Origin of the sequence: Sorangium sp. So ce394 (assembly GCF_051474665.1) — a bacterium.
Taxonomy (GTDB): Bacteria; Myxococcota_A; Polyangia; order Polyangiales; family Polyangiaceae; genus Sorangium; species Sorangium cellulosum_D.
The window spans coordinates 11229266-11255000 of record NZ_CP150339.1; the positions used below are offsets into that span (position 1 = coordinate 11229266).

Annotated in this window: 17 protein-coding genes and 2 tRNA genes (1 of these 19 only partly in view); 8 read left to right on the plus strand and 11 right to left on the minus strand. The window is 74.5% G+C overall.

The features are described 5' to 3' along the window. Positions 1–213: 213 nt before the first annotated feature. The 9 genes from WMF33_RS41495 to WMF33_RS41535 form a co-directional block, all read right to left on the minus strand. A tRNA-Ser gene (locus tag WMF33_RS41495) sits at positions 214–301 on the minus strand. Between the two features lie 105 nt (positions 302–406). Continuing rightward, positions 407–493, minus strand: a tRNA-Ser gene (locus WMF33_RS41500). 108 nt (positions 494–601) lie between these two features. Beyond that, the gene (locus WMF33_RS41505) at positions 602–2410 is read right to left on the minus strand and encodes a sensor histidine kinase (protein WP_437333773.1); all 1809 of its coding nucleotides are present in this window, start codon (positions 2408–2410) and stop codon (positions 602–604) included. Positions 2411–2530: 120 nt separating this feature from the next. After that, complete coding sequence (gene glmS, locus WMF33_RS41510; RefSeq protein WP_020740463.1) at positions 2531–4366, minus strand: glutamine--fructose-6-phosphate transaminase (isomerizing); 1836 nt, start codon at positions 4364–4366, stop codon at positions 2531–2533. A gap of 58 nt (positions 4367–4424) precedes the next feature. Further along, positions 4425–5720 carry an MFS transporter gene (locus tag WMF33_RS41515; protein ID WP_437333774.1) on the minus strand — a complete coding sequence of 432 codons (1296 nt, stop codon included), beginning with the start codon at positions 5718–5720 and terminating at the stop codon, positions 4425–4427. An 82-nt stretch (positions 5721–5802) separates the two neighbouring features. Then, complete coding sequence (locus WMF33_RS41520; RefSeq protein WP_437333775.1) at positions 5803–6225, minus strand: RNA recognition motif domain-containing protein; 423 nt, start codon at positions 6223–6225, stop codon at positions 5803–5805. Between the two features lie 429 nt (positions 6226–6654). Beyond that, a complete protein-coding gene (locus tag WMF33_RS41525) occupies positions 6655–8016 on the minus strand; it encodes a hypothetical protein (RefSeq protein WP_437333776.1) in 1362 nt (453 codons plus the stop codon). Then, a complete protein-coding gene (locus WMF33_RS41530) occupies positions 8013–9419 on the minus strand; it encodes a hypothetical protein (RefSeq protein WP_437333777.1) in 1407 nt (468 codons plus the stop codon). Before WMF33_RS41530 ends, WMF33_RS41525 begins: the two co-directional genes overlap by 4 nt. A 10-nt stretch (positions 9420–9429) precedes the next feature. Then, complete coding sequence (locus WMF33_RS41535; RefSeq protein WP_437333778.1) at positions 9430–11889, minus strand: MMPL family transporter; 2460 nt, start codon at positions 11887–11889, stop codon at positions 9430–9432. A 125-nt stretch (positions 11890–12014) separates the two neighbouring features. Here WMF33_RS41535 and WMF33_RS41540 point away from each other — a divergent pair, with 125 nt between their 5' ends. After that, a complete protein-coding gene (locus WMF33_RS41540; protein ID WP_437333779.1) occupies positions 12015–12635 on the plus strand; it encodes a peptide deformylase in 621 nt (206 codons plus the stop codon). 40 nt (positions 12636–12675) lie between these two features. Here the strand turns inward: WMF33_RS41540 and WMF33_RS41545 are convergent, their stop codons facing one another. Both WMF33_RS41545 and WMF33_RS41550 read right to left on the minus strand, forming a co-directional pair. After that, positions 12676–14145 carry a UDP-N-acetylmuramoyl-tripeptide--D-alanyl-D-alanine ligase gene (locus tag WMF33_RS41545; RefSeq protein ID WP_437333780.1) on the minus strand — a complete coding sequence of 490 codons (1470 nt, stop codon included), beginning with the start codon at positions 14143–14145 and terminating at the stop codon, positions 12676–12678. Between the two features lie 78 nt (positions 14146–14223). Continuing rightward, a complete protein-coding gene (locus tag WMF33_RS41550; RefSeq protein WP_437333781.1) occupies positions 14224–15450 on the minus strand; it encodes a hypothetical protein in 1227 nt (408 codons plus the stop codon). A gap of 676 nt (positions 15451–16126) precedes the next feature. Between WMF33_RS41550 and leuS the strand changes: the two genes are divergently transcribed. From leuS to WMF33_RS41585, 7 genes are all read left to right on the plus strand, one after another. Then, a complete protein-coding gene (leuS, locus tag WMF33_RS41555; protein ID WP_437333782.1) occupies positions 16127–18676 on the plus strand; it encodes a leucine--tRNA ligase in 2550 nt (849 codons plus the stop codon). A gap of 361 nt (positions 18677–19037) precedes the next feature. Then, positions 19038–20138 (plus strand): trypsin-like serine protease, encoded by a 1101-nt coding sequence (locus tag WMF33_RS41560; RefSeq protein ID WP_437333783.1) that lies wholly within the window; start codon positions 19038–19040, stop codon positions 20136–20138. 61 nt (positions 20139–20199) lie between these two features. Beyond that, the gene (locus tag WMF33_RS41565) at positions 20200–20814 is read left to right on the plus strand and encodes a penicillin-binding protein activator LpoB (RefSeq protein ID WP_020740473.1); all 615 of its coding nucleotides are present in this window, start codon (positions 20200–20202) and stop codon (positions 20812–20814) included. Next, positions 20814–22190, plus strand: a complete 1377-nt coding sequence (locus WMF33_RS41570; RefSeq protein WP_437333784.1) for a hypothetical protein — start codon at positions 20814–20816, stop codon at positions 22188–22190. Before WMF33_RS41565 ends, WMF33_RS41570 begins: the two co-directional genes overlap by 1 nt. Positions 22191–22253: 63 nt before the next feature. Further along, a complete protein-coding gene (locus WMF33_RS41575; RefSeq protein WP_437333785.1) occupies positions 22254–22781 on the plus strand; it encodes a peptidylprolyl isomerase in 528 nt (175 codons plus the stop codon). A 71-nt stretch (positions 22782–22852) separates the two neighbouring features. After that, positions 22853–25519: an MGH1-like glycoside hydrolase domain-containing protein gene (locus WMF33_RS41580; protein ID WP_437333786.1), complete on the plus strand. Its 2667-nt coding sequence runs from the start codon at positions 22853–22855 to the stop codon at positions 25517–25519. Positions 25520–25581: 62 nt separating this feature from the next. Then, positions 25582–25735, plus strand: the 5' portion of a protein-coding gene (locus WMF33_RS41585; protein ID WP_437333787.1) for a hypothetical protein. Its footprint extends 674 nt past the window's final position; 154 of the gene's 828 nt are visible here — the first part of the coding sequence; it begins with the start codon at positions 25582–25584; its stop codon lies beyond the right edge, outside the window.

Here is a 25735-nt window from a genome sequence, read left to right on the forward strand (position 1 = left end):
GATCTCCGCCTCGGCTCGACCGAGGTTGACGGGCGCCGCAGCTCGGGAGGGTCAGCCCGAAGCGACGCCTCCAGAAGCCGGGCGTCACCGTCAGCGACCGACCACGACTTCCGAGCGCAGCTGCCGCTCGGCCTCATCTTCTTTTTTCCTTGCGGACTTCCTGCTGGCTCGTTTCGGGGAGCTCACGACCAGGAGTCGGCGGACTGTTCAGCTTGGCGGAGAGGGCGGGATTCGAACCCGCGGTACGTTGCCGTACACACGATTTCCAGTCGTGCACCTTCGACCACTCGGTCACCTCTCCCGAACCTTCTTCGACGCGCCCCGCTTCTGCCGGACCGGCGCCGCCCGCGAGAGAGCGGGCGGTCAAAGCCCACCTGGTTCAGCGGGGGCAAGCAGCCAAGCGTAGCGGAGAGAGCGGGATTCGAACCCGCGGTACCCTTGCGGGTACACCTGATTTCGAATCAGGCACCTTCGGCCTCTCGGTCACCTCTCCGCGGGCGAACATGGCAAAGCGGGGCCGGCTGGTCAAGCATCTCCTGACACGGACCGACGCGTCGGCGCGCTTTCGCGGTCGGCGCCCTCCGCCGGCCCCGCCGAAACATCAGCGAGCGTCCTCGCGATCGCCGTCGGAGAAGGCCTCGCGCCCGAGCGCCGCCGGGGCTCCAGGTCCGCCCGCCGCGCGCGGCGAGGTCGAGCGCGGCCCGCCCTCGCCCTCGGCCCGCTGCGCGGCGCGCGCCGCGGGCGTGCCAGCGCGCGGGAGCCGGATGACGAAGCGCGCGCCCCCGAGGGGGGAATCGAGCACGTCGATCGTGCCGCCGTGGTCGACGACGATCTTCTTCACGATGCTCAGGCCGAGCCCCGTGCCGTCGTACCGCGTCGTGACGTAGGGATCGAACATCGAGTCGCGCACGGCGGGATCGATGCCCGGCCCGTCGTCGTCGATCGCGATGAGGTGGCTCTGCCCCTCGCTCCGCGCCGAGACGCGGACCCTGCCCCAGAGGGCGCCGGGGCGCGCTGCAGCGCCCGGCGCCGCCCGCTGCGCGTCGCGCAGCGCCTGCGCCGCGTTGCGCACGATGTTGCCGAGGGCGCGCCGGAGCATCTCGCGATCGAGCGCGGCCGGCATCGGGGCGACCGGCACGTCGAACTCGAGATCGACGCGCCCGAGCAGCGCCTCGTCCGAGGCGTGCTCGCGCCCCGCCTCCTCCACCGCGGCGAAGCGCTCGCCCTGCTCCCGCAGGAACTCCGCGAGATCCGCGGGCTCGAGCTCGGCCTGCGGGAGCCGCGCGAAATTGGAGAACTCGCCGACGAGCCGGCGCAGCGTGCCGATCTCCTCCTCGACGACCTCGAGCGTGGTCTGCAGCAGGCGCTGGTAGGCCGGGTCGCTGCCGGCGTAGCGGCGGTGGCACTCCTCGACGGCGAGCTGGATCGGCGTCAGCGGGTTCTTGATCTCGTGCGCGAGGTGCCGCGCCATCTTCTGCCACTCGCCCATGCGCTTCAGGAACTCGATCCGCGCGCGGCTGCCCTCGAGCTCCTCGAGCATGCGGTCGAAGGCGCGGCCGAGATCGGCGACCTCGTCGTCGCCCTTGAGCGCGACGCGCACCGAGAGATCGCCTTCGGCCACCGGCCGCGTGGCCGCGGCGAGCCGCGCGATGCGATCGACCACGGGGCGCGCCACGAGCACGCCGGCGAGCACGGCGAGGACGATCGTCGCGCCGAGCAGCGCGGCGAACGCGTCGCCGTAGCTCTCGTCGAGGTACTCCTTGCGGTGCTCGCGCTCGAGCGCGCGGTACGCCTGCGCGAACGCCTGCGCGGACTCGAGCTCGTCGAAGCGGGCGCTCGGCGCGGCGAACGTCGCGACGAGCGCCATCGCGTCGCCCTCGCAGTCGCCGCCGCCTGCCGCGGGCCCTCCGGGGGGCGCGGGCTCCGCGGGGGGCGCGGGCCCTTCGGAGGGCGCGGGCCCGGAGGCCGAGCCGGGGGCGCGCTCGATCGCCTTCCGGACCGTGAGCGTCTTCTCGCGCGCCGGATCCACCGGCCTTCCGCGCTCCCGCGCGCCGACGAGCTCGCCGCCGCAGCGCTCGACGCGCAGGGAGACCAGCGCGGGGTGCGCCGCGATGATGCGCGCGAGCTCGGCGTCGAGGAGCTCCGCGTCCCCGAAGGCGCTCCGGCGCAGCGGATCCGCCGCGGCGATCGCCTCGGCCTCGGAGCGCATGCCCTGCTTGATGGCGGCGGCGAGCTCGGCGTACACGCCGAGCGCCCTGTCCAGGTGGACGCCGAACTCGGGCTGGAACGCCGTCGCCGACACCCGCGCGATCACCGTCCTGGCGACCACGATGCTGGCGACGAGCGGGATGAGCGCGGTCACGAGGATGGCCGCGACGACCCGCCGCTCCGTTCTGCCGGGGATGCGCATGCGCGCAGCATAGCCGCGGCCCCGCGCCGGCGCGCAGGCCGGCCGGCGCGCACGCGGGCCGCCGCGCCGCCCGGCAGGGCCGCCCGCTCGCCGGAGCGGCCCCGCTGCAGCGGAGCGCCGCTACTCGACCGTGACGGTCTTCGCGAGGTTGCGCGGCTGGTCGACGTCGTTGCCCTTCAGGTTGGCGACGTAATAGGCGATGAGCTGGAGCGGGAGCACCGTGAGGAGCGGCCCCACCTCGTCCGGCACCTTCGGGATCCAGACGTGGTGCTGCGCGATCTCGAGGATCGACTCGTCGCCCTTCGTGGCGATGGCGACGACCTGACCCTCGCGCGCCCGGACCTCCTGCAGGTTGGAGAAGGTCTTGTCGTAGTGCGCGTCGCGCGGGCAGACGACGATCACGGGGAGGTTCTCGTCGATGAGGGCGATCGGCCCGTGCTTCATCTCGCCGGCGGCGTAGCCCTCCGCGTGGGCGTACGAGATCTCCTTGAGCTTGAGCGCGCCCTCGAGCGCGATCGGGAAGCCGAGGCCGCGCCCGAGGAAGAGGACGTCCTTCGCGTGGACGAGCCGCTTCGCGATCGCGTGCACGTAGTCGGCGTCGCCGAGCACCTCGCGCATGTGGCTCGGGGTCTCCCAGAGCGCCTGGAGGATCTCGCGCCCGCGATCCGCGGAGAGCGAATCGCGGCGGCGGCCGAGGTAGACCGAGAGCAGGAGCAGCGCGGCGAGCTGCGTGGTGAACGCCTTGGTCGACGCGACGCCGATCTCGGGGCCCGCGTGCGTGTAGAGCGCGCCGTCGGCGAGGCGCGGGATCGCGCTGTCGAGCACGTTGCAGAGCGCGAGCACCTTGGCGCCTTGCGCCTTCGCCGCCTTGAGGGCCGCGAGCGTGTCGGCGGTCTCGCCCGACTGGCTGATGGCGATGACGAGGTCGTCGGGGAAGAAGATCGGCTCGCGGTAGCGGACCTCGCTCGCGAGCTCGACCACCGTGGGGACGCGGGCGATCTGCTCGATCCAGTAGCGCCCGGCGATGCCGGCGTGGTGGCTCGTGCCGCAGGCGACGATGTAGACCCGGCGCAGCTCCCTCGCGAACTCGGGCGTGACCCCGATCTCGGTCGCGTGCACGTCGCCGGCGGCGAGATCGATCCGGCCGCGCAGCGTCGCCTCGACGACGTCGGGCTGCTCGTGGATCTCCTTCAGCATGAAGTGCTTGTAGCCGCCGCGCTCCGCCTGGACGGGGCTCCAGTCGATGCGCTTCACGCGCCGCTCGACCTTGTCGCTCCCGGCCACGGTCTCGATGCGGACGCCGTCGGCGCGCAGCTCGACGATGTCGCCGTCCTCGAGGAAGATCATGTCGCGGGTGTGCGAGAGGAGCGCGGGGATGTCGCTGCCGCACAGCATCTCGTTCTCGCCGACGCCGACGACGAGCGGCGAGCCGTAGCGGGCGGCGACGATGACGTCGGGCTGGTCGCGGGAGACGACCGCGATCGCGTAGGCGCCGTGGACCTGCCGGAGCGACCCGCGCACGGCCTCGAAGAGCGACTTGGCGCCCTTTTGGAGCTCGCGGTGGACGAGGTGAGCGACGATCTCAGTGTCGGTGTCGGAGAGGAACTTGACGCCCTGGCCCTCCAGCTGCTGCCGGATGGCCACGTGGTTCTCGATGATGCCGTTGTGCACGACGGCCACCGGGCCCGCGGAGTGCGGGTGGGCGTTGACCTCGCTCGGGCGGCCGTGCGTCGCCCACCGCGTGTGGCCGATGCCCGTGGTGCCGTCGAGGGTCCTCTTCTCGAGCGCCTCGCTGAGCTTGATCAGCTTGCCGAGCGTCCGGACGATCTCGATGCCCTTGCCATCATGAATGGCGATGCCGGCCGAGTCGTAGCCCCGATACTCCAGCTTGCGCAGCCCTTCGACGATGATCGGCGCCGCTTTTTTCGACCCAACGTATCCGACGATCCCGCACATGCTCGCCTCGTTTAGGTAATGCCCGCGCGCGCCTACGCGTGCTGCGGAAAACGTAACGTTACTCCTGGCACTCGGAGCCGGCAGAAAAAATTGAGCTCCCTGACAGTGAACGCCGCGTCGATCGCGCGAAGGTCACAGCCAGGACGAATGCTATCGCGGCCGTGATCGAGGCGACGCCGAACGTGAGCGCGCCGCCCCCGCGCTTGTAGAGCTCGCCCCAGGTCAGCATTCCGATGACGGATCCGGCCCCGGCGCTTGCGGAAAAGAGCCCCTGCGCCGTGGCGAGGATCTGCGGCGGGGCGCGATCCCGCGTGTAGGCGAGCGACGCGACCCACATCATGGCGAAGGACACCGCGTGGAGCGGCTGGAGCGCGAGCAGGGCGGGCCAGAAGCGCACCTGCGAGAGCAGCGCCCAGCGGAGCGAGGCGCCGGCGAAGGCGACGGCGAGCGCCACGGGCGGCGCGAACCGCTGGAGCAGGGGGCCGGAGAACGCCATGAGCGCGATCTCGCCGGCGACGCCGACGGCCCACGCGACCCCCACCAGCGGCTCGGGGAAGCCGACGTCGCGCAGGTGCAGCGTGTAACAGAGGTCGTAGGAGGAGTTCGCGCTCTGGGCCAGGAACGACGCCGCGAGGAACAGGCGGAAGTCGCGGCTCCGGAGGAGGGCGCCGGCGCGCTCGCGCACGGAGCCGCCGGCGGCCGCCGCCGCGCCCTGCGCGCCCTGCGCGCCCTGCGCGCCGCCGCGCTTACCGAGCCGCTGGAGCGGCGCCTCGTCGCCCGCCGGGAGCGCCCACGAGAGGGCGAACGCGACGAGCAGCGCGGCGGCGATCGCGACGGGGAACGCCGCCGGCCGCGCCGGATCGATGAGCGCCCCGCTGACGATCGCCATCAGCGCGAAGCTGATCGATCCCCAGAGCCTGAGCCGGCCGTAGGCGATCCCGGAGGTCAGCGACGCCTCGAGCGCGACCACGTCGGCCATGGTGAACATCGGCGCGCGGAAGAACGCGAACGCGAGCGCCGCGGCGAAGAGCCCGCCGAAGCCGAGCGAGACGTCGAGCGCCGACGACAGCGCGAGCAGCGCGAACACGGCGAGGGCGCCGGCGCAGGCCGCCCGGATCAGCCACACGCGCACGCCGAGCGCGTCGGCGATGAGGCCGAACACCGGCGGCGCGACGAGGCCCATCGCGGGGAGCGTCGCCGCGATCGCCCCCATCGCGAGGCCGCGGACCCCCCGCCCCTCGAGCCAGCTCGGGAACAGCGGCAGGTACACGCCGAGGACGGCGAAGATGCCGAAGTAGTAGAGCGAGATCGCCCGTGGAGACGGTTTGAGGTGCAAAGAAAGGGGAGATGGCATCGGCGGTGAGGGCAGCGCACCAACGAAAACGGCGGCGCCTCCCTGGGGAAGCGCCGCCGCATGAACGTCGTCCTAGCTCGGATCAGTACCGATCGCCGCCGCGACCGCCGCGGCCGCCGCGACCACCGCCGCCGCCGCCGTAACCGCCGCCGCCACCGCCACGACCGCCGCGGCCACCGCCGCCGCCGCCGCCGCCGTAACCGCCGCCGCCGCCGCCGCCGTAACCGCCGCCGCCGCCGCCGCCACCGCCGCGCTGGACCCGCTCCTCCGCCTCGTTCACGCGAAGCGGACGGCCATCCATGAGGGCGCCGTTCATCTGCTCGATCGCCTGCTGGGCCTGCTCAGGCGTGCCCATCGTGACGAACCCGAAACCCCGCGACTGCCCGCTCTCGCGGTCGGTCACGATGTGCACATCCGTCACCTCGCCGCTCTGGGCAAACGCAGCCTGCACGGAGGCCTTGGTGGCGGAGAAGGGGAGATTACCAACGTAGAGGCGAGTACCCATGACACTGATTCACTTCACGGCTCTGCGAGATGCGTCAGCTTCGGTGCCGAACAGTGCCCTGCCGCCCCGATGGAGCCGTGGGGGATCGAGGGAGGGCGGCGCTGGGGAGGAGCCCCCGGTGCGCCACACGTTGCGTCGTCCAGTCCGCGATCAATCCGCGATCCCCGAGAAGAGAAGCGTCGTGTCGAGTGCCAGTGACGTTCGTGACCAGCCGATAGTAACCAAATGTCCCCCCGGCGCAAGCGCTGGAAGCAGCCCTCCCCGTCGACGCAGCCGCGCATCGCTCGCCGGACGTCCCGACCGAACCCGAAGCGGTGCGGTCGCGTCTGCTGGCGCCGGTCGCGCCGGTCGCGCCGGTCACGTCGGTCGCGCCGGTCACGCCTGTTGCGTCCGCCAGTCGCGCCTGTTGCCCCACATCCGGCGCGCGCATCAACGCCCGGCCGATCGACGGAACGTGGCGCCGAGGTCCCAGCCCTCGCCGCCCCCGGCGCGCGCGAGGGCGACGTCCGGCAGCACCCCGCCCGCGATCCGGACCTCGGCGATCACGCCGAGGCGGAGCGTCGTGGTGAGCGACCGCGGCGCGGCGGTGGGGGCGAGCCGCGGCGGGTGGCGGGCGAGGTCGAGCGCGCGGGCGCGGTCGTCGGCGGTCGCGAGCGCGAGCAGCGCGTGGAGAGGCCCGGGGCCGAGCGGGCGCACGAGCTCGATCGCGAGCGTCGCCTTGCCGCGGGCGCGGCGGCGCCCGAGCTCCGCGCGAGGGACGGGCTCTGCCGTGACCTCGTGCCCGGGCCGCGAGAGGATCGGCGCGACCGCCTCGGCGACCTCGACGAGGTGCGCGGCGGACTCGTCCACGAGCAGCTCGGCCGGAGGGCCGCCCCACCCGGGATCGCCGTGCGCCCTCGGGAGGCCCGAGAGGCCGAGGTGCGCGAGGCGCTCGGGCGGCAGCGCGTCGACCAGCCGCTGCGCGACGCCGGGCTGACCGAAGGGGCCGGCCTCCGGGCCGGTGGTCAGCACGATCCAGCCGGCGACGCCGAGATCGAAGCGGACAGCGCCGCGGCGGTTCGCGTGCAGCCCGGCGCCGAGCCACCCGAGGTCGTCGCGCTCGGTCTCGAACGCGCGCAGCGACGTCGTGAGGTCCTCGGAGCGGATCACGTCGATCGCGTCGAGGAAGGCAGCGCCGCGGGCGGCGACGTCGTTGCGCGTCAGCGTGATCTGCCGCGGACCGAGGTCGGCCCGGAAGGCGCCGGTGCCGTCCGGCGACGCGGGGTCGAAGCTGCGCGGCAGGAGCGCGACCATCGGCGACGCGAGCGCGCGGGCGACGCGGGCGGGATCCGCGCGCGGGAACACGGCGGCGAGCGGATCCTTCGGGTGCCGCTCGGGCCTCGGGACGTCGGCGAGCACCGCCGCGGCGCCGCGGGCGCGGGCGCGCTCGACCGAGCTCACGACGTCGCGGCCGTCGAGCTTGACGAGGCGCGCGGTGCGCAGCCCGTCGCGCAGGCGCACGACCGCGGCGTCGCCCTCGCGCGACGGGAGCGCGGACGTGAGCGTCGGGTAAGGGTTCCCGGACGCGTCGAGGCCGTAGAGGCTGTCGGCGATCGCCGACGCGAACAGGGCCGCGGCCGGATCGCTCAGGTCGTGCGGGTCGAGCGAGCCCGTCGGCCACGGGAGGTGCATCGTGATGCGGCCGCCGAGCGGGGTGCGCCCCATGGCGCGGGCGCGCGCCGGGAGGGCGGCGGCGCCGAGCAGCGCGCCGGCGCCGCCGAGGAAGGCGCGGCGCGGGAGCGAGCGGCTCACCGCACCACCCAGATCTCGTCGGCCGTGGCGACGGCGAACGGGGCGCGCCCGGGCCCGTCGGGCGGGCAGACCGCGAGCGCGCGGACCCCCGCCGGCGCCGGGAGGCGCAGGATCTCCGGGGGCGCCGCGCGCGAAGGGCCGCCGTGATGGCGCCGCCACGAGAAGACGACGACGGCGTCCTCGAGCGGGTCGAGCACGTCGAGGCTGGCGAGCAGCTCGGGCTCGCCGTCCTGATCGAGATCGCCGATCGCGAGCTGCGCCCCGGCGCTGCCCACGAGCTTGCGGCGGCCCGCGCTGTCCCGGAGCTCGACCGCGCCGCGCTCGCGCGCCGCCCAGACCGTGAACGGCTCGCCCCGGGCCGACAGGAGCTGCGCCGACGCGAGCGCGTCGTACCGGCCGGCGAGCGCCGTCGTGGCCGGCGGCGGATCGGCCGGGGCGCACGGCGCGAGCGGGCCGGTGAGGAGCGGCCCCCACGCCGTCGTGCAGGCCGAGCCGCCCGCGTCCGGGATCGCCAGCCCCGGGAGCTCGGCGAGCGCGTTCAGCTTGCCGTCGAAGCGGACGCTGCGCGCGCGATCGGTGAGCCCGACGTCGGCGAACGGCGGCTCGGGCTCGCCGTGCCGCGCGCGCTCGACGAGCGTGGCGAACGCGAGCGGCTCGCGCAGCGGCGACGGGTGCACGGCGACCACGTCCGGCCACGAGCGCGACGCGAGCGGCACGACCCGGCCGCCGCGGAGGCGGAGCGTGGTCACGCGCCGCCGGCTCACGCTCAGGATCTCGAGCGCGCCGTCGGCGTCGAGATCGCCGCACGCGAGCGCGACGACGTCGCCCTCGAAGTTCTTCGCGCGATCGACCCGGGCGGCGACGAGCGGGACCGGCGCGAGGTAGCTGCGGACCTCCGCGTCGAGGGGCGCCTCGGCGTAGGCGTGGGCGATGGGCCCCGGCTCCGGATCGCGGATGCGCGCCCAGACGGTGCGCGGCACCGGGTACACGTCGGCCGTGACGCGCAGCCGCCCCGCCGCGACCTCGACGGCGAGGTGGACGAGCGCCGCGTCGTCGCGCGCGGCCTCGCGCGCGAGCGGCAGCGGGATCGGGTCCTTGTGCGCGCGCGCGCCGGCGCCGAGCTTGCCGGCGAGGTGGGCGGCGAGCGCGGCCGCGAGCTGGGCGCCGCGCGGCGCCGGCGCGTCCGAGGCGAGCGGGCCGGCCGCGACGAGCGCGCGGCCCGTGACGGGGTCGAGCGAGCGCGCGAGCGCGTCCACGACGCGGGCGACGGCCGAGCGCGGCGGCTCCGGCGCGGGCGCCGGCGCGGCGGGGCGCGGCGGCGCGGCGGGCGGCGGCGACGGCTGCGCCGCGGCGGGGCGCGCGAGCGCGAGGAGGGCGACGAGGAGGAGGCTCCGGGGAGACAACGCCGCGATGTTACGCGCGCCGGCGGGGTCGGGGCCAGAGCCGCAGCCCCGCCGGCACCACGACGAGCGCCACGACCAGGCCGACCGCGCTGCCGAGCGCGCCGACCCGGCCCAGATCGCGCAGGCCGTCGAAGCGGCAGAACGCGAGCGCGGCGAAGCCCGCGGCCGTGGTCAGCGCGGTGGCGGCGATCGCCGGCCCCTCGTGGCGCAGCGTCTCGCGGATCACGGCGTCGCCGCCGCCCGCCGCCTCGAGGTCGCGGGCGCGGTGGAGCAGGAACATGCCCTCGTCCACGGTGATCCCGAGCAGCACCGGGATGACGAGCGCGTCGTACGCGTGCAGGGGGATGCCGATCACCCGGATCAGCAGGAGCACGAGCGAGATCTCGGAGGCGACGACGAGCGCGGCCAGCGCGATGTCGCGCGCGCTGCGGAGGGAGGCCGAGAGGGCCAGCAGCACGAGCGCCCCGGCGACGATCGCGATCCGCGGCATGTCGTGCGCGAGCGTCTCGCGGAGCGACGCCTCGAGCCGGGTGTAGCCGGTGAGCATGGCCTTCGGGTCCTCCTCGCGGATCGCGCGCTCGATCCGCTCGACCGAGCCGGCCTCGCGGGGCCGGACGTACAGCGCGACGAGCGCCTCGCCCCCGTCCGCGCCGAGGTAGCGCGAGAGCAGGATGGACGCGGGGCCGCGCTCGAGATCGGCGAGCGTGACCTCCTGCCGCGGCGGCGAGCGCATCCCGTCCAGCACCGCCGAGAAGCGCTCGGGCGCGAAGCCCGTGTCGCGGAGCGCCCGCTCGAGCTCGCCGGCCTTCGCGGGCAGGTCGAGCGCGTCGCGCGCGGCGAACCGCGCGGCCTGCGTCGAGGGGGCGGGCGCGAGCGCGGTGAGCGCGTCGACCGCCTCCACGTCGTCCTTCATCGAGGCGAGGCGCTCCGCGAGCCGGTCGGCCCGGGCGCGGGCGCGCTCCTGCTCGCCGTCCGCGAGGAGCACCACCCACTGCCCGCGCCGCCCGCCGAACGCGTCGAAGATCGCCTGCTGCACCTTGAGCGGCTCGAGCTCGGCGGGCCGGATCGCGACGATGGCCTCGGCGAGCGGCGGCGCGGCGCCGAGGGCGACCGCCGCGATGGGGAGCGCCGCGAGCGCGGCGAGCGCGAGCGCGCGGCCCCGGGTCCGGGTGAGCCGGTAGAGGCCGTCGGGCCAGCGCGCCGGCGCCTCGGGCGGCGGGGCCCCCCGCTCGAGCCAGGCGCCGACGGCCGGCGTCACGAGGACGATCGCGATCGCCGTGAGCACCTCGCCCGCGGCGCACAGGAGGCCGAGCTGCCGGAGGGCGTTGATGTCCGACAGCGCGAGCGCGCCGAACGCCGCCGCCGCGGTGACGGCGGCGACGAGCACCGCGCGGAAGGTCCGCGCCCTCGCGGCGCGCCCGGCCGCCTCCGGATCGAGGCCCTCGCGCCGCGCCTCGAGCAGCGCGGCGTAGACGTGGACGCCGGTGTCGACGCCGACGCCGACGACGACCGACATGAAGGCGACCGCGATCGCGCTGAGCCCGCCCGGGAGCGCCGTGGCGAGCCCCGCGGTCCAGACGGTCCCGAGCACGAGCGGCGGCATCACCGCGGCGAGCGCGCGCATGCGGCGGAAGAGCAGCGCGAAGACCGCGGACGCGAGCAGCATCGAGAGCGTGCCCGAGACGGCGAGATCGCGCGTGAGCATCTCCTCGGTGGCCGCGGCGATGGCGTGCCCGCCGGTGAGCCCGAGCGTGAGCCGCGGGTGCGCCGCGCGGATCGGCTCGAGGACGGCGTTCGCGTCGGCGACGAAGGCGCGCGCGTCGGCGCCGCGGAGCGCCTGCCCGGCCGGCTGCACCAGGACGAGGTGCACCTTGCCGTCGTCCGTGGCGAAGGCGCCGTCGGCCTGCGTGCGCACCCCGGAGCCGATGTCCGCGGACTCGAAGACGAGCTGCGCGAGCCGCAGCGGGTCGGCCGCGATCGCCTCGGCCGCGGCGCCGGCGCCCGGCGCGAGCAGCATGGCGCGCGTCTCGGCGAGGCGCTCGCGCATCCCCTCGGGCGAGAGCGCGGCGGCGAGCCGCTCCCGCACGCGCGCGTCCGCGTGCCGGAAGGCGAGCCACGGATCGAGCGCGCGCGAGGCGTCGACGCGATCGGCGGCGCGCTGCACGGTCGGGCGCGCCGCGAGGGCCCGCGCGATCTCGGCGGCGACGGCGGCGTTCTCGTCGGGGTCGTCCCCCTTCACCATCACGACGCCGAGATCGCCGCCCCCGAACCCGCGCACGTACCGGCGCAGCGCGGCGGCGTCGCCGCGCTCGGGCAGGAGCGAGGCGACGTTCGGCTCGAGCTGGAGCCGCAGCGTCACGGCGGCGAAGGCGGCGAGCGTCAGCGCCGCGAGCGCGAGCGCGACGGCGAGGCGGAGAGGCCGGCGCGGGGCGCGTGCGCGGGCCGGCGAGGGCGGAGGGGGCGCTGCCATGGCGAGCCGGGCCGGGCCGGCGCCGCTCCTCTACCCTCACGCCCGCCTCGCCGCGAGGACATCGCGCGCCCGCCCCCCCGCCGGCCGCGCTTGCGCCCGCGGGCGCGCCGGTTCATCCCGGCGGCATGGAGCTCCCCCCGATCGTCCTCGCAGGCAGAGCCGTCCTGCGGAAGCCCGCCGCGCCCGTCCCGCCCGAGGAGATCGGGACGAAGCAGCTCAAGCAGCTCGTCTCGACGATGGTCGCGGTCATGCGCAAGGCGCCCGGCGTGGGGCTCGCCGCGCCGCAGATCGGCGTCGGCCAGCAGGTGATCGTGCTCGAGGACAGCGAGGCGCTGATGTCCCGCCTGACGCCGGAGCAGCGCGCCGAGCGCGGCCGCGTGCCCTTCCCGCTGCAGGTGATCGTCAACCCGACGCTGAAGGTCCTCGCGCCGTCGCTGCCGGCGGCGGCCGACGCGGCGGGCGCGGGGCGGGCGGCGTTCTTCGAGGGCTGCCTGAGCGTTCCGGGCTACATGGCGCTGGTCGAGCGGGATCTGTCGGTCGAGGTGAGCGGCGTGGACGCGGACGGCAAGGAGGTCCGCTGGCAGGCGACCGGCTGGCCCGCGCGGATCCTCCAGCACGAGGTCGATCACCTCCGCGGCACGCTGTACGTCGATCGCATGATCTCGCGATCCTTCTGCAGCAACGAGGAGGCGAAGGTCCTGCTCGGCCAGTCGGTCGCCGAGGCGCGGGCCGCGCTCGGCGCGTGACCGCGCGCCCGTCGGGCGAGCGCCCGCGCGGCGCCCGTGCTCACGGCGAGGGGCCGGCGCCGCGCCCGGCGAGGTCTTCTACGATCCGCTCCACGATCCGCTCCATCCTGATCCCGCGCGAGCCCTTCACCAGCACCAGATCGCCGCGTTCGACGATCTGAAGCGCCCGGCTCGCGGCGGCGCTCGCGTCGCCGGCGAACCACGCGCGCACGCCGGCCGCCTCGGCGGCGCGCGCGATCCGCGCCGCCTCGCCGCCGACGGCGATCAGCGCGGCGGGGCGCGCGGCGCCGACCGCCTCGCCGAGCGCGTCGTGCTCCGCCGCCGCGAGCGCGCCGAGCTCGCGCATCTCGCCGAGCAGCAGGACGAGCCGCTTGCCGAGCGCCTCGGCCAGCTCGACCGCCGTCCTCAGCGATGAGCGCATCGACAGGGGGTTCGCGTTGTAGCTGTCGTCGATGATCACGGTGCCGTCCGGCAGCTCGCGGACCGACAGCCGCCCGTCCCCCGGCGGCGCGAGCCCCGCGGCGGCGCGCGCCGCCCGCTCCGTCGAGAGCCGCTCGCCGAGCGCCTCCTCCACCGCGGCGACGGCCGCCGCCGCGGCCAGCGCCCCCGCCTCCCCGAGCAGCGGGACCACGATCTCCAGCGCCTCCCCTCCCCGCTCGATCCGCACCGAGGTGCCGCGCACGCCGACCGGCCGTCGCCCCGCGATCCGGATCTGCGCGCGCTCGCCGAACCCGTAGGTGATCCGCCGCGCGGCGCCGGCGCGCTCGAGCTGCTCGACCACCTTCGCGTCGTCGCCGTTGCCGAGGGCGACCCCGTCGGCCGGCAGCGCGGCGAGCAGATCCCCTTCCTCGGCGGCGACGTCCTCCAGCGTGCCGAGCCCCTCGGTGTGCTCGACGCCGATGGACGTCAGCACGGCGAGGTCCGGCGCCGCGATCCGCGCGAGGGCCGCGACCTCGCCGCGGTGGTTCGTGCCGATCTCGACGACGGCGAAGCGATGACGGTCCTCGAGCCCGAGCAACGTCATCGGCAGCCCGATGGCGTTGTTCAGGTTGCCCGCGGTCGCGTGCACGTGGCCGCGGCCCGCGCCCGCGAGCAGCGCCGCGATGGTCCGCGTCGTCGTCGTCTTGCCGGCGGAGCCGCCGATCGCGACGATCGCCCGCGGTCCGTCCGGGTGCGCGCCCCCGCGCCACCGCTCGCGGTGCGCGCTGGCCAGCGCCCCGAGCGCCGCGAGCCCGTCCTCCACGAGCACCGCGCCGCCTTCGGGCGGCAGGTCCGCCTCCCGGGAGACGACGAACGCGGCCGCCCCGCGCTGCGCCGCGGCGCCGAGGAACCGATGGCCGTCGAAGGTCTCGCCGGCGAGCGCGACGAACGCCGCGCCGGGCGCGATCGTGCGGCTGTCGGTCGAGATGCCGCGCGCCGCCGGCCCGGCCCTCAGCACGCGCCCGCCGGTCGCGCGCGCCAGCTCGTCGAGGGTGAACGGGGCAAGGTTCTGCGGGATCGGCGTCGCCATCGCGGGCGATCACCAGCATGGAACGGGCCGCAGGGCCAACGAATCGCCGGCGCGCGGCCTCGCGCGCGTCGAGCCGCCTCAGCGCCGGGTCTTCTCCTTGTCGATCTCGTCGTAGATGTCGTCGCTCTTCGGCCGCGGGCGCGCGGCTGGCCGGGGCGCTGCGGTCGCGGCGGGCGCTGCGGTCGCGCTCGGGGTGGGCTCGGCCGACGTCTCGGCGGTCGTCGGGGCCGGCTCGGTGTAGTCGATCGCGATGGGGCCGCCGCCGCCCATGCTCTGCCACAGCGTGATCCCGACGAGCGCCAGGAGGGCGATCGCCAGGATCACGCTGAGCACGATGATGACCGTCCTGCCGCCCTCGCGGCGCGGCGCCGTCACGGCGGGCGGCTTCTGCGGCTCCGCGCGCTCCTGCACGAAGCTCGACGGGAGCGCCGGCAGCTCGAGGCGCGCCGACGTGGTGGCCCACGGGCTCTCGGCGGGCGCCATCGCCGCGTGAGCCGCCTGGGGCGCGCCGGCCGCCGCCGCGCCGTCCCAGCCGCCGGCGGCGTGAGGCGCGCCCGCGGCGGATGCGCCGTCCCACCCGCCGCCCGCCGGCGGCGCGCCGGGCGCCGCCGCGGCGGGCGCCGCGCCCACGGCCGGAGCCGGCGCGGGCGCAGCGGCCGAGGGCGGCCCGGCCGGCGCCGGAACGCCCGCGTGCAGCGAGGGCAGCGGCGTGCGCCCGGCCTCGTGGACAGGGGGACCCGCCGGACCGAAGCCGGGGCCCGCGAACGCCGGCGGCGCCCCCGGAGGGGGCGGCTGCGCTGCGTTCGCGGCCAGCATCCGTTCCGTGTTCGGCGCGGGCTGGAACGACATCTGGCTCGGGGGCGCCGGGTCCGACGGCGGCGGCGCCGAGATGAACGGGAGGCCGCTCGCAGAATAGACGCCGCTGGTCGACAGCACGTCCTGCTGCGAGACGAGCCCGGGCGGGAGCGTCCCTCCGCGCGCCGAGACGTTCCCCGCGGGCGGCTGGGTGTAGCCGGATCTCGCCGCCACCGGAGGGGAGGCCGGCGCGGAGAACTCGGGCGTCGACGACGCGGGCCCAGCGAGGCCGGGCGCCGACGGCGCGGGCGCCGCGAACGCGGGCGGCGGCGGCGCTGCGAACGCGGGCGGCGACGGCGCCGGCCCGGGATACGCCGCTCCGGAGGCGGCGGGCCCAGCGAGCCCGGCCCCGGACGGCGCCGGTCCCGCGAAGCCGGGTGGGCTGTGCTGCTGAAGCCGAGGGCTGAGCGCGTACTGCGAGGAGAGCGGGCGGAGGACCCCGGGCGCCATCAGCGGCGCCACGGGCGGCGGCCGGAAAGGGATCCCCGATGCATGCGTCGATGCGAGCGGCCGGCCTGACTGCGCCGCCATCTCACCCTCGGGGGCTCCCCATGGAACGTGTTTGTCGGTCATCCGCGCGCCCCGGAGAGACCGCCAACGCGGCCCCTCCGCCTCACACTGAAGCGGAACAGCGCTCTCAATCTACCCTCAAGTCTCGGCGTCCGGCCATCCTTCTGACGCGTCGCCCCGCCCGTGAGGCGCTGCTGCGCCGGGGATGCGCGGCGCGGCGCCGCGACCACGGCGCCCGTTGCGGACGAAGGAGCAGCGCGGCGCGCTTCCCGGGCTCGGCCCGTCGAAGATCGAGATCGCCCTCCGCCCGTGGGCGCAGGCGGCGGTGCGCTCGCCCCGCCGCCTGCGCGGGAGCGGACGGCGCTCCCGGCCCGCGGCGCGCTCGCATCCAGCGCGCCGGGGACGCGCGCTCCGTCAGCGGCCTGCGCGAAGCCTCGCGAGCGGGCGCGCCCGACGGCAGAGCTCGCACCGAGGGGCTGTCCACGCTTGCCGGGAACTCTCGACATGGCGGGGCGCACGCCGCGGACGGGTGACGGCGCCCCCGCGGGGACGCGGGCTTGTGCCGCCGCGGGGCGGCTGTCGACCGCGGCAGCACAGTGCTATGGCTCGTCGCGATATGGCCGCCGAGACGATGGGCCCCCGCACCTCCACCGAACCTTCTCCCAACGAGCCGCGCGAGCCCGCGCGCTACGACCACGCCGCGGTCGAGCCGCACTGGCAGCGCGCGTGGGAGGAGGGCGAGACCTTCCGCGCCGTCCGCAGCGCGGGCGGCGCGCGCGAGAAGCGCTACGTGCTCGACATGTTCCCCTACCCTTCGGGCGCGGGGCTGCACGTCGGCCACCCCGAGGGGTACACGGCGACCGACATCGTGTCGCGCTACTACCGCATGCGCGGCATCGACGTGCTGCACGTGATGGGCTGGGACGCCTTCGGCCTCCCGGCCGAGCAGCACGCCATCGAGACCGGCACGCACCCGGCCGACACCACGGCGCGGAACATCGCGACGTTCAAGCGCCAGCTCAAGATGCTGGGCTTCAGCTACGACTGGTCCCGAGAGCTCGCCACGACCGATCCGCGCTACGTGCGCTGGACGCAGTGGATCTTCCTCCAGCTCTTCAAGAACGGCCTCGCGTACCAGGACGAGGTGAGCGTCAACTGGTGCCCGGCGCTCGGCACCGTCCTCGCGAACGAGGAGGTGATCGACGGCAAGAGCGAGCGCGGCAACCACCCGGTCTACAGGACGCCGCTCCGCCAGTGGATGCTCCGCATCACCGCCTACGCCGACCGCCTGGCGGAGGATCTCCGCCTGCTCGACTGGCCCGAGGGGACGGTCGCGATGCAGCGCGCCTGGATCGGCCGCTCGGAGGGCGCCCTGATCACGTTCGAGGTCAAGGCGTGGAGCAAGGGCTCGGTGAGCGTGTTCACGACCCGCCCCGACACGCTGATGGGCGTCACCTACGTCGTGCTCGCGCCCGAGCACCCGCTCACCAGCTGGATCACGTCGACGGAGGGCAGCACGTCCGAGCCGCGCCGGGAGGCCGTGCGCGCGTACGTCGCCGCGGCGTCCAGCAAGAGCGATCGCGAGCGCCTCGCCGGGGCCGCGAAGGAGAAGACCGGCGTCGACACGGGCCTGTTCGCGGTGCATCCGATCACGGGCGCCGAGGTGCCGATCTGGGTCGCGGACTACGTCCTCGGCAGCTACGGCACCGGCGCCGTGATGGCGGTGCCCGGGCACGACGAGCGCGACTTCGCGTTCGCGCGCGCGTATGGGCTGCCCATCGTCGAGGTGGTGAGCCCCGACGGCGCCCTGCACGACCAGCTCGAGGCCGCCTACGTCGACCCCGGCGTCGCGGTCCGGAGCGGCGAGTTCGACGGGCTCAAGACGGAGGAGTGCAAGCGCGCGGTCATCGAGCGCCTCGAGGCGCTCGGCCGCGGCAAGCGCGAGGTGAACTACAAGCTGCGCGACTGGGTCTTCTCGCGCCAGCGCTACTGGGGCGAGCCGATCCCCATCTACTTCCCCGTCGAGCTCGCCGATCCCGGCGGCGATCCCAGGAAGGGCGACGCGCACACGATCCGCTACGACCAGCCGATCGCGGTGGACGAGGCCAGCCTGCCGCTCGAGCTGCCGCCTCTCGCCGACTTCCGGCCTGGCGACGACCCGGCCGGTCCGCTCGCGCGGGCAGTCGACTGGCGGTTCTTCCAGAAGGACGGCGCGTGGTACGCGCGCGAGACGAACACGATGCCGCAGTGGGCGGGGTCGTGCTGGTACTACCTGCGCTTCCTCGATCCCCAGAACGACGCCGAGCCGTTCTCGCAGGCGGCGTACGACGCGTGGATGCCGGTCGACCTCTACGTCGGCGGCGCGGAGCACGGCGTGCTGCACCTGCTCTACGCGCGCTTCTGGCACAAGGTGCTGTTCGACCTCGGCCACGTGAAGCACCCCGAGCCGTTCATGAAGCTCGTCCATCAGGGCATGATCCTCGGCGAGGACAACGAGAAGATGTCGAAGTCGCGGGGCAACGTGATCAACCCCGACGACATCGTGCGGTCCTACGGCGCCGACGTGCTGCGGCTCTACGAGATGTTCATGGGCCCGCTCGAGGCCGTGAAGCCCTGGCAATCGGCCCAGATCCAGGGGGTGGTCCGGTTCCGGGATCGCGTCTTCGCGACGTGCACGCGGCCGCTCTCGGACGCGATCGACGACGCGACGAGCCGGCAGCTCCACCGGACCATCAAGAAGGTGACCGGCGACATCGAGGCGATGGCGTTCAACACCGCCATCTCCGCGATGATGGTCTTCGTGAACCACCTGAACGCGATCCCCTCGCCGCCGCGCGAGGCGGTGCTCCGGCTGATCCTCCTCGTCTCGCCGTTCGCGCCGCACCTCGCCGAGGAGCTGTGGCGGCTCACGGGGCATCAGCGCTCGCTCGCCTACGAGCCCTGGCCCACGTACGACGAGGCGCTCTGCGTCGACGACGTCCTGGAGATCCCGGTGCAGGTGAACGGCAAGGTCCGCGGCCGGGTGACGCTGGCGAAGGTGGCCTCGGAGGACGAGGCGCGCGCCGCGGCGCTCGCGCTGGAGAGCGTGGCCGTGCTCTCCGCGGGCAAGCAGGTGAAGAAGTTCATCTACGTCCCCGGGAAGATCGTGAACATCGTGGTCGGCTGACGCGCCCGCGCCGCCCGGCCAGGACGAACGACGACGCCGCGACGTCGTCGCGAACGGACGCTCCGAGCGGGCGGCGCGAGGCGGCTCTTCCCGGATCCCGAAGGTCCGCGCTCGCCCATCGTCCCTTCCCTTGGAGGATCGAGCTCGCCCATCGTCCTTCCCCGGAGGATCGATCGCGAAGCCTCTGGCTCCCTGCCGGCGCCGGGGTCGGGCGCTCGGCTCCCCACGAGCCCGATCGGCGCGCCGGCCGCAGCGCCCACCACAGCGCTGCGCAGCTCGGCGGGCGCGTGAGCTTCCTCGGAAGCAATCCTCTCCTGCCTCGAGAGACGCGGCGCATGCACAGCCCAGGCTGGCAGGTGCCGTGCAACGGCGGCTTGCCGTGTTCCGGAACAGCACCGCGTGGTGTACCCGAGCTGGATACCTCCTCGCCGCCGCCGCGCTGGCCGGCTGCGCGGGCGACGCGGGCGAGCCTGCCGCGCGCGGGGAGGACGCGGACGAGGCCGCGCTGGAGATCAAGGGAGGCTATCCCGACGCGGGAGATCGCGCGGTCGCCGGGCTGATCATCACGGATCGGAAGGGCCGCGTCGCGCGGACCTGCTCGAGCACCCTGATCGCGCCCGACCTGGTGCTCACGGCGCAGCACTGCATCGCGGAGGCGCCGAAGCTCATCTCCTGCAAGACGGCGACGTTCGGTGAGCCGGTCGACGCCTCGCAGGTCTACGCCACCCTCGGCCGGGCCATGTGGGCCGCGGACGCGCCGTGGCTCGCCGTGCGCGCGGTGCTCAGCCCGCCCGACGGCAACGCCGTGTGCGGCCGCGACCTCGCGCTCGTCGTCCTCGCTTCGCCGGTCCCGAGCAGCGACGTCACGCCCCTCGCGCCCCGCCTCGACCGGCCGCCCGAGGAGAGCGAGGTCTACTCGGCGGTCGGCTTCGGCGACACGGAGGGCAGGGCGCGCGACGGCGGCGCGCGTCGGCGCCGCGACGGGCTCCGCGTCGAGTGCGTCGGCTACGGGTGCGGGACGCAGCAGCGCGTCACCGGCAGCGAGTGGCGCGGCGAGAGCGGCATCTGCAGCGGCGACTCGGGCGGACCCGCGCTCGACGGCGCCGGGCGGATCATCGGCGTGACCTCGCGCGGGCCGGCCGGCTGCTCCGACCCCATCTACGGCGGGCTGATCGCCCATCGCGACTGGCTCGTCGCCGAGGCGACGCGCGCCGCCGACGCCGGCGCTTACGGCGCGCCCTGGTGGGCCACGGCGCCCGGCCTGGCGGAGCGATCGCCGTCGCGTCGACCGCTCGACGAGCGCTGGCTCTCGTGCGCCCACGGCCCCGTGGCCGGGGGCGGGGTCGCCTCCGCGCGCGCGCTCTTCGCGCTCTTCGCGCTCTTCGCGCTGCTCGCGCTGAGGCGCGCCGGGACGGCGGCTCCGCGGGCGCGCGCCGCGCGGCGGAGCACGATTTCCGCCTGATCGACGCTCCGGCGCACACCTCGCCTGCTAGGATGCGCCGTCCAGACCCTGCGGAGTGTCCATGCCCAGCTCGCCCATCATCCGTCCGGCCGCGCTCCTCGCGGCGCTCGCGCTCGCCTCGACGTCCCTCGGCTGCGGGCCGACCTACGTGCGCGGCAACCAGGTCGAGGGGCTCGACGACGCCGCGATGAGCACGGGGATCGACAAGCGCGACATCGAGCAGCTCCTCCACGAGAACCTGAAGTCGCTGATGGCCTCGCCCATCGCGAAGGCGTGGGCGCAGGAGGGCTCGCGGCCCACGCTCGCCATCTACCCGCTGTCGAACCAGACGAGCGAGCACATCGACAGCCAGCTCCAGGCGCTCCTGTCGGACATCGAGACGTACATGGTCAACACGGGCCTCGTCACCGTGGTGAGCGTCGAGCGCCAGCAGCAGATGATCGCCGAGATCGAGCAGCAGCACGGCGGCGGGTTCGATCCGGACCACATCGCCGAGTACAACCGCCAGCTCGGCGCGAAGTACTACATCACCGGCAAGGTCTTCACCTCCGACGAGCGCACCGAGGACGAGCGCCGCGTCCAGTACTTCATGTTCATGCAGCTCATCGAGGTCGCCACGAGCGCGGTGGCCTGGCAGAACAAAGCGGCCTTCACCAAGGCGCTCATCCAGGAGTGATGCGCTGGCGGCACGCGAGCCTCCGGGGGCGCGGGCGCGCGGTCCTCGTGCCTCTCGCGCTGCTCCTCGGCGTCGGACAGGCCGCCTGCGCCGGCCACGAAGATCGCGTGCGGACCGCGCTCGCCGCGCTCGACCGCGGTGCGCCCGCGGAGGCGGTGGCCGCGCTGAACGAGCAGATGGAGGTCGCGAGCGCGGCCGAGCTTCCGGCGCTGAAGGGCGACAACGCGCTCCTCCTGCTCGACCGCGGCAACATCCTCCTCGGCATGGACCGCTACAAGCTGTCCGCGCGCGATCTCGGGGCGGCCGACAAGTCGATCGACCTGCTCGATATGTCGCGCGGGGCCGCCGCCGAGCTCGGGAAATACCTCTTCTCGGACGACGCGGGCCCGTACAAGGCGCCTGCGTACGAGAAGCTGCTCATCAACACCATCAACATGATGAACTACCTGGCCCAGCGCGACCTCAACGGGGCCAGGGTCGAGGCCCGCCGCCTCGCCGTGATGCAGAAGTACCTGCGCGATCACGAGGGCGAGACGGCGCTCGTCGGCCTCGGGAGCTACCTCGCCGGCTTCGCCTTCGAGAAGAGCGGTCAGGTCGACGAAGCGCTCCTCTACTACGACGACGCGCTCCGCCACGGGCCGTATCCGTCGCTCCGCGCCCCGCTCCGCGCGCTCACGCGCGGCGAGCCGAGGACGCCCCGCATCGCCGCTCAGATCGAGGGCGTGGAGCCGCCGCCGCCGCTCGCCGAGGCCGGCGAGGCGGAGCTCATGGTCGTCGTCGGGTTCGGGCGCGTGCCGCAGAAGGTGCCGCAGCGGTTGCCGATCGGGCTCGCGCTCACGTTCGTCGCCGACGACATCAGCCCGACCGATCGCGCGCGGGCCAACGAGCTCGCGGCCAAGGGGCTCGTCACGTGGGTCAACTACCCGACGCTCGCCCGGGGCAAGGGCGGCTACGCGATCCCGACCCTGACGCTGGATGGGCGCTCCCAGCCGCTGGAGCAGGCCCTCGACGTCGAGGCGCAGGTGCGCTCGGCCTGGAAGAAGAGCGAGGGCACGATCATCCTGTCGGCCATCACGCGGACGCTCGCCCGCGTCGCCGCGGGCGAGGCCGCCCAGGGCGCCACCGAGGCGGCCGCGGAGGACTCCGGCCCGCTGGGCCTGCTCGTCGGCCTGCTCACGAGCGCGACGCTGACCGCGCTCGACACCCCGGACACGCGCGGCTGGTCGACGCTCCCCGCGCGCATCGCGATCGCGCGCACCCGCGTCCCCGCGGGCACGCACGAGGTGGTCGTGAGCGCCCGGGGCGAGGTGCGGCGCGCCCGGGTGACCGTGGCCGCGGGCGGGTGGGCCTTCGTCCCGGCGATGGTGCTGCGCTGAGCGGTCCCGGGCGCGGGCCGGAAGGGTTGCCGGCGCATCCTTCCCGCGGCAGTCTCCGCGCCGATGCGTAGCCCTGCTCTCCGCGCCGTGCTGGTCCGCGCGCTCTCGGCGTGCTCTCCCCTCGCGCTCCTCGGCGCGACCGCCTGCGGGACGCTGGCCACCTCGCCGTCCTGGGTCGGCGGCGGCCTCGCGGTCTCCGCGCCGATCCGCGCGGCCGAGGAGGACGCGGCGCTCGAGCGGGAGCAGGCGCTCGTGGCGAGCCAGCCCAAGCAGATCGGCGCGCGGCACATCCTCGTCATGCACGACGGCTCGAAGAGCAGGCCCGAGGGCGTCCGCCGCACGCGCGACGAGGCGCGCGCGCGCGCCCAGGAGGCGCTCCTCAAGATCCGCGGCGGGGCGGCCTTCGAGGACGTGGTCGCCGAGTACAGCGACGAGCCTGGCGCCAAGGAGCGCGGCGGCGACCTCGGGGTGTTCGAGCGCGGCGTGATGGTGAAGGGCTTCGCCGACGTCGCCTTTGCCCTGAAGGTCGGCGAGGTGAGCGAGGTCGTCGAGACCCCGTTCGGATTCCACATCATCAAGCGCACCGAGTAGCGCCGGTCGCGGCCGTCCGCGCGGGGGCCGCGGGCTCGACGCCTCCGCCCGGGTCGCCTAGCGTGGCTCGCATGACGAGGACCGTCCCCGCCGCGCTGACCGCCGAGCACCGCCGCCTCGAAGAGGAGCGCGAGCGCCTCTTGCGCTGGAAGCACTGGGGCCCTTACCTGTCGGAGCGCGCCTGGGGGACGGTGCGCGAGGACTACAGCGCGAACGGGGACGCCTGGGCGCATTTCCCGCACGATCACGCCCGGAGCCGCGCCTATCGCTGGAACGAGGACGGCCTCGGCGGCATCTGCGACCGCCACCAGATCCTGTGCCTCGCCGTCGCCGTCTGGAACGAGAAGGATCCGATCTTGAAGGAGCGGGCCTTCGGCCTGACCGGGCCCGAGGGCAACCACGGCGAGGACGTCAAGGAGATCTACTACTACGAGGACGCGACGCCGACCTCCAGCTACCTGCGTTACCTCTACCGGTATCCGCAGCGCGAGTTCCCGTACGGCGCGCTCATCGACGCCGCGCGCGAGCGCGGCCTCTCGGACGGCGAGGTCGATCTCCCCGATCTCGGCGCCTTCGACGGCGATCGCTACTTCGACGTGATCGTCGAGTACGCGAAGCGGAGCCCGAGCGACATCTTCATGGTCATCACGGTGGTGAACCGCGGCCCGGAGCCCGCGCCGATCCACGTGCTGCCGCACCTCTGGTTCCGCAACACCTGGTCGTGGAGCGACCCGCCCGGCCCGGTCCCGGAGATCCGGGCCATGCAGAGCGGCCCTGGGCACGTGATGCTGCGCGCGGCGCACCCCGAGCACGGCGCGCATCACCTCTACATCGAGGGCAGGCCGGAGCTGCTCTTCACCAACAACGAGACGAACCACGAGCGGCTCTACGGCGCCCCCTCGCGGACGCCCTACGTGAAGGACGCGTTCCATGATCGGGTCATCCACGGCGACGCGTCGCGGGTGAACCCCGAGCTGCGCGGCACCAAGGCCGCGAGCTGGCACCGCCTCGAGGTGCCGGCCGGCGGGCGCAGGCGGATCCTGCTCCGGCTCGCGCCGGACCCGGTGGAGCGGCCGTTCGAGTTCGCGGACGAGCTCCTGGAGATGCGCCGCCGCGAGGCGGACGAGTACTATCTCGCCGTCCAGGGCCCTCATCTGTCCGAGGATCGCCGCGCCATCCAGCGGCAGGCGGCGGCGGGGCTCTTCTGGACGATGCAGTTCTATCACTACGACGTCGACACCTGGCTCCGCGGCGACGTCGAGGCGCCGCCGCCCGAGCGGCTCTCGGGCCGCAACGGCCAGTGGCGTCACGTCTCGGTCGCCGACGTCATCTCGATGCCGGACAAGTGGGAGTACCCCTGGTTCGCGGCCTGGGATCTCGCCTTCCACGCGGTCGCGCTGGCCTCGCTCGACATCGATCTCGCGAAGGCGCAGCTGAAGCTGATGGTCAAGGAGTGGTACCAGCACCCGAACGGCCAGCTGCCCGCGTACGAGTGGGAGTTCTCGGACCTGAACCCGCCGGTGCACGCCTGGGCGACCTACCAGCTCTACAAGATCGAGCGGAAGCAGCGGGGCGAGGGCGATCGGGTGTTCCTGGAGCGCGTGTTCCACAAGCTCCTCATCAACTTCGCCTGGTGGGTCAACAAGCGTGACGCCGAGGGGCACAACGTGTTCGAGGGCGGGTTCCTCGGCCTCGACAACATCTCCCTCTTCGATCGCAGCGAGCGGCTCGCGCCCGGGATGCGCCTCGAGCAGGCGGACGCCACCGCGTGGATGGCGATGTACTGCCTCGACCTCATGCGCATCGCGCTCGAGCTCGCGCTCGACAACTCCGCGTACGAGGATCTCGCCAGCAAGTTCTTCGAGCATTTCCTGCGGATCGCGCACGCGCTCCACCACGCGGAGGGCGGCAGGCTGCCGCTCTGGTCCGAGGAGGAGGGCTTCTACTTCGACATCCTCACCGCCGGCGGGAGGCCGCGGCACGTGAAGATCCGGTCGGCGGTGGGCCTCATCCCGCTCTGCGCCGTGCACGTGATCACGCCGGAGATCTACGGCAAGCTCGCGAACTTCCGGCGCCGGACCGAGTGGTTCCTCCGCAAGAACCCCGCGCTCGCCGAGGCGATCACGGTGCGTCCGGACGGCCGGCAGGTGCTCTCTGCGGTGACGCCGGGGCGCCTCGAGCGGGTGCTCGCGCACCTGTTCGACGAGGACAAGTTCCTCTCGCCGTTCGGCCCGCGCTCGCTCTCGAAGGAGCACGCGGCCGCGCCCGTCTCGCTCGGGCTGGAGCAGCCCTGCCATGCGCAGTACACGGTCGGTTACGAGCCGGGCGAGTCGATCACGCGCATGAAGGGGGGCAACTCCAACTGGCGCGGCCCGATCTGGTTCCCGCTCGGCTATCTGCTCTACCGCTCGCTGCTCCGGCTCGATCACGGCTTCGGCGACGTGCTCACGATCCCCCCGATCGGCGGCCACGGCCCTCGCACGCTCCGCGACGGCGCGCACGAGCTGGAGCGACGGCTGATCGCGATCTTCGAGCGCGATCGCGAGGGGCGTCGCCCCGTCTACGGCGAGCACCCGCTCTTCCACCGCGACCCTCATTTCCGCGATCGTCTGTTCTTCTTCGAGTACTTCCACGGCGACACCGGCGCCGGGCTCGGCGCCTCGCACCAGACCGGCTGGACCGCCCTCGTCGGCGATCTGATCCTCCGCGCGGGGCGCCACAACCTCCCCTATTCGTAGCGCGTCACACAAGATGCACGGTCGGCGCCGGTTCGAGGCCGATCCGTGCTAGGAGGGCGCCTGTGTCGCTGGCGTTCGGCGTCTTGCTCCTCGCGCTGGCCGTCATGCTGGGCGGCATTGCGGCGCTCTTCCGTCATCGCAGCGAGGGCGCGATGTCTGCGCTCCGGACGTTCGCCCTGGTCGGGGCGGCGTCGATAGCGTTGCTGCATCTCTTGC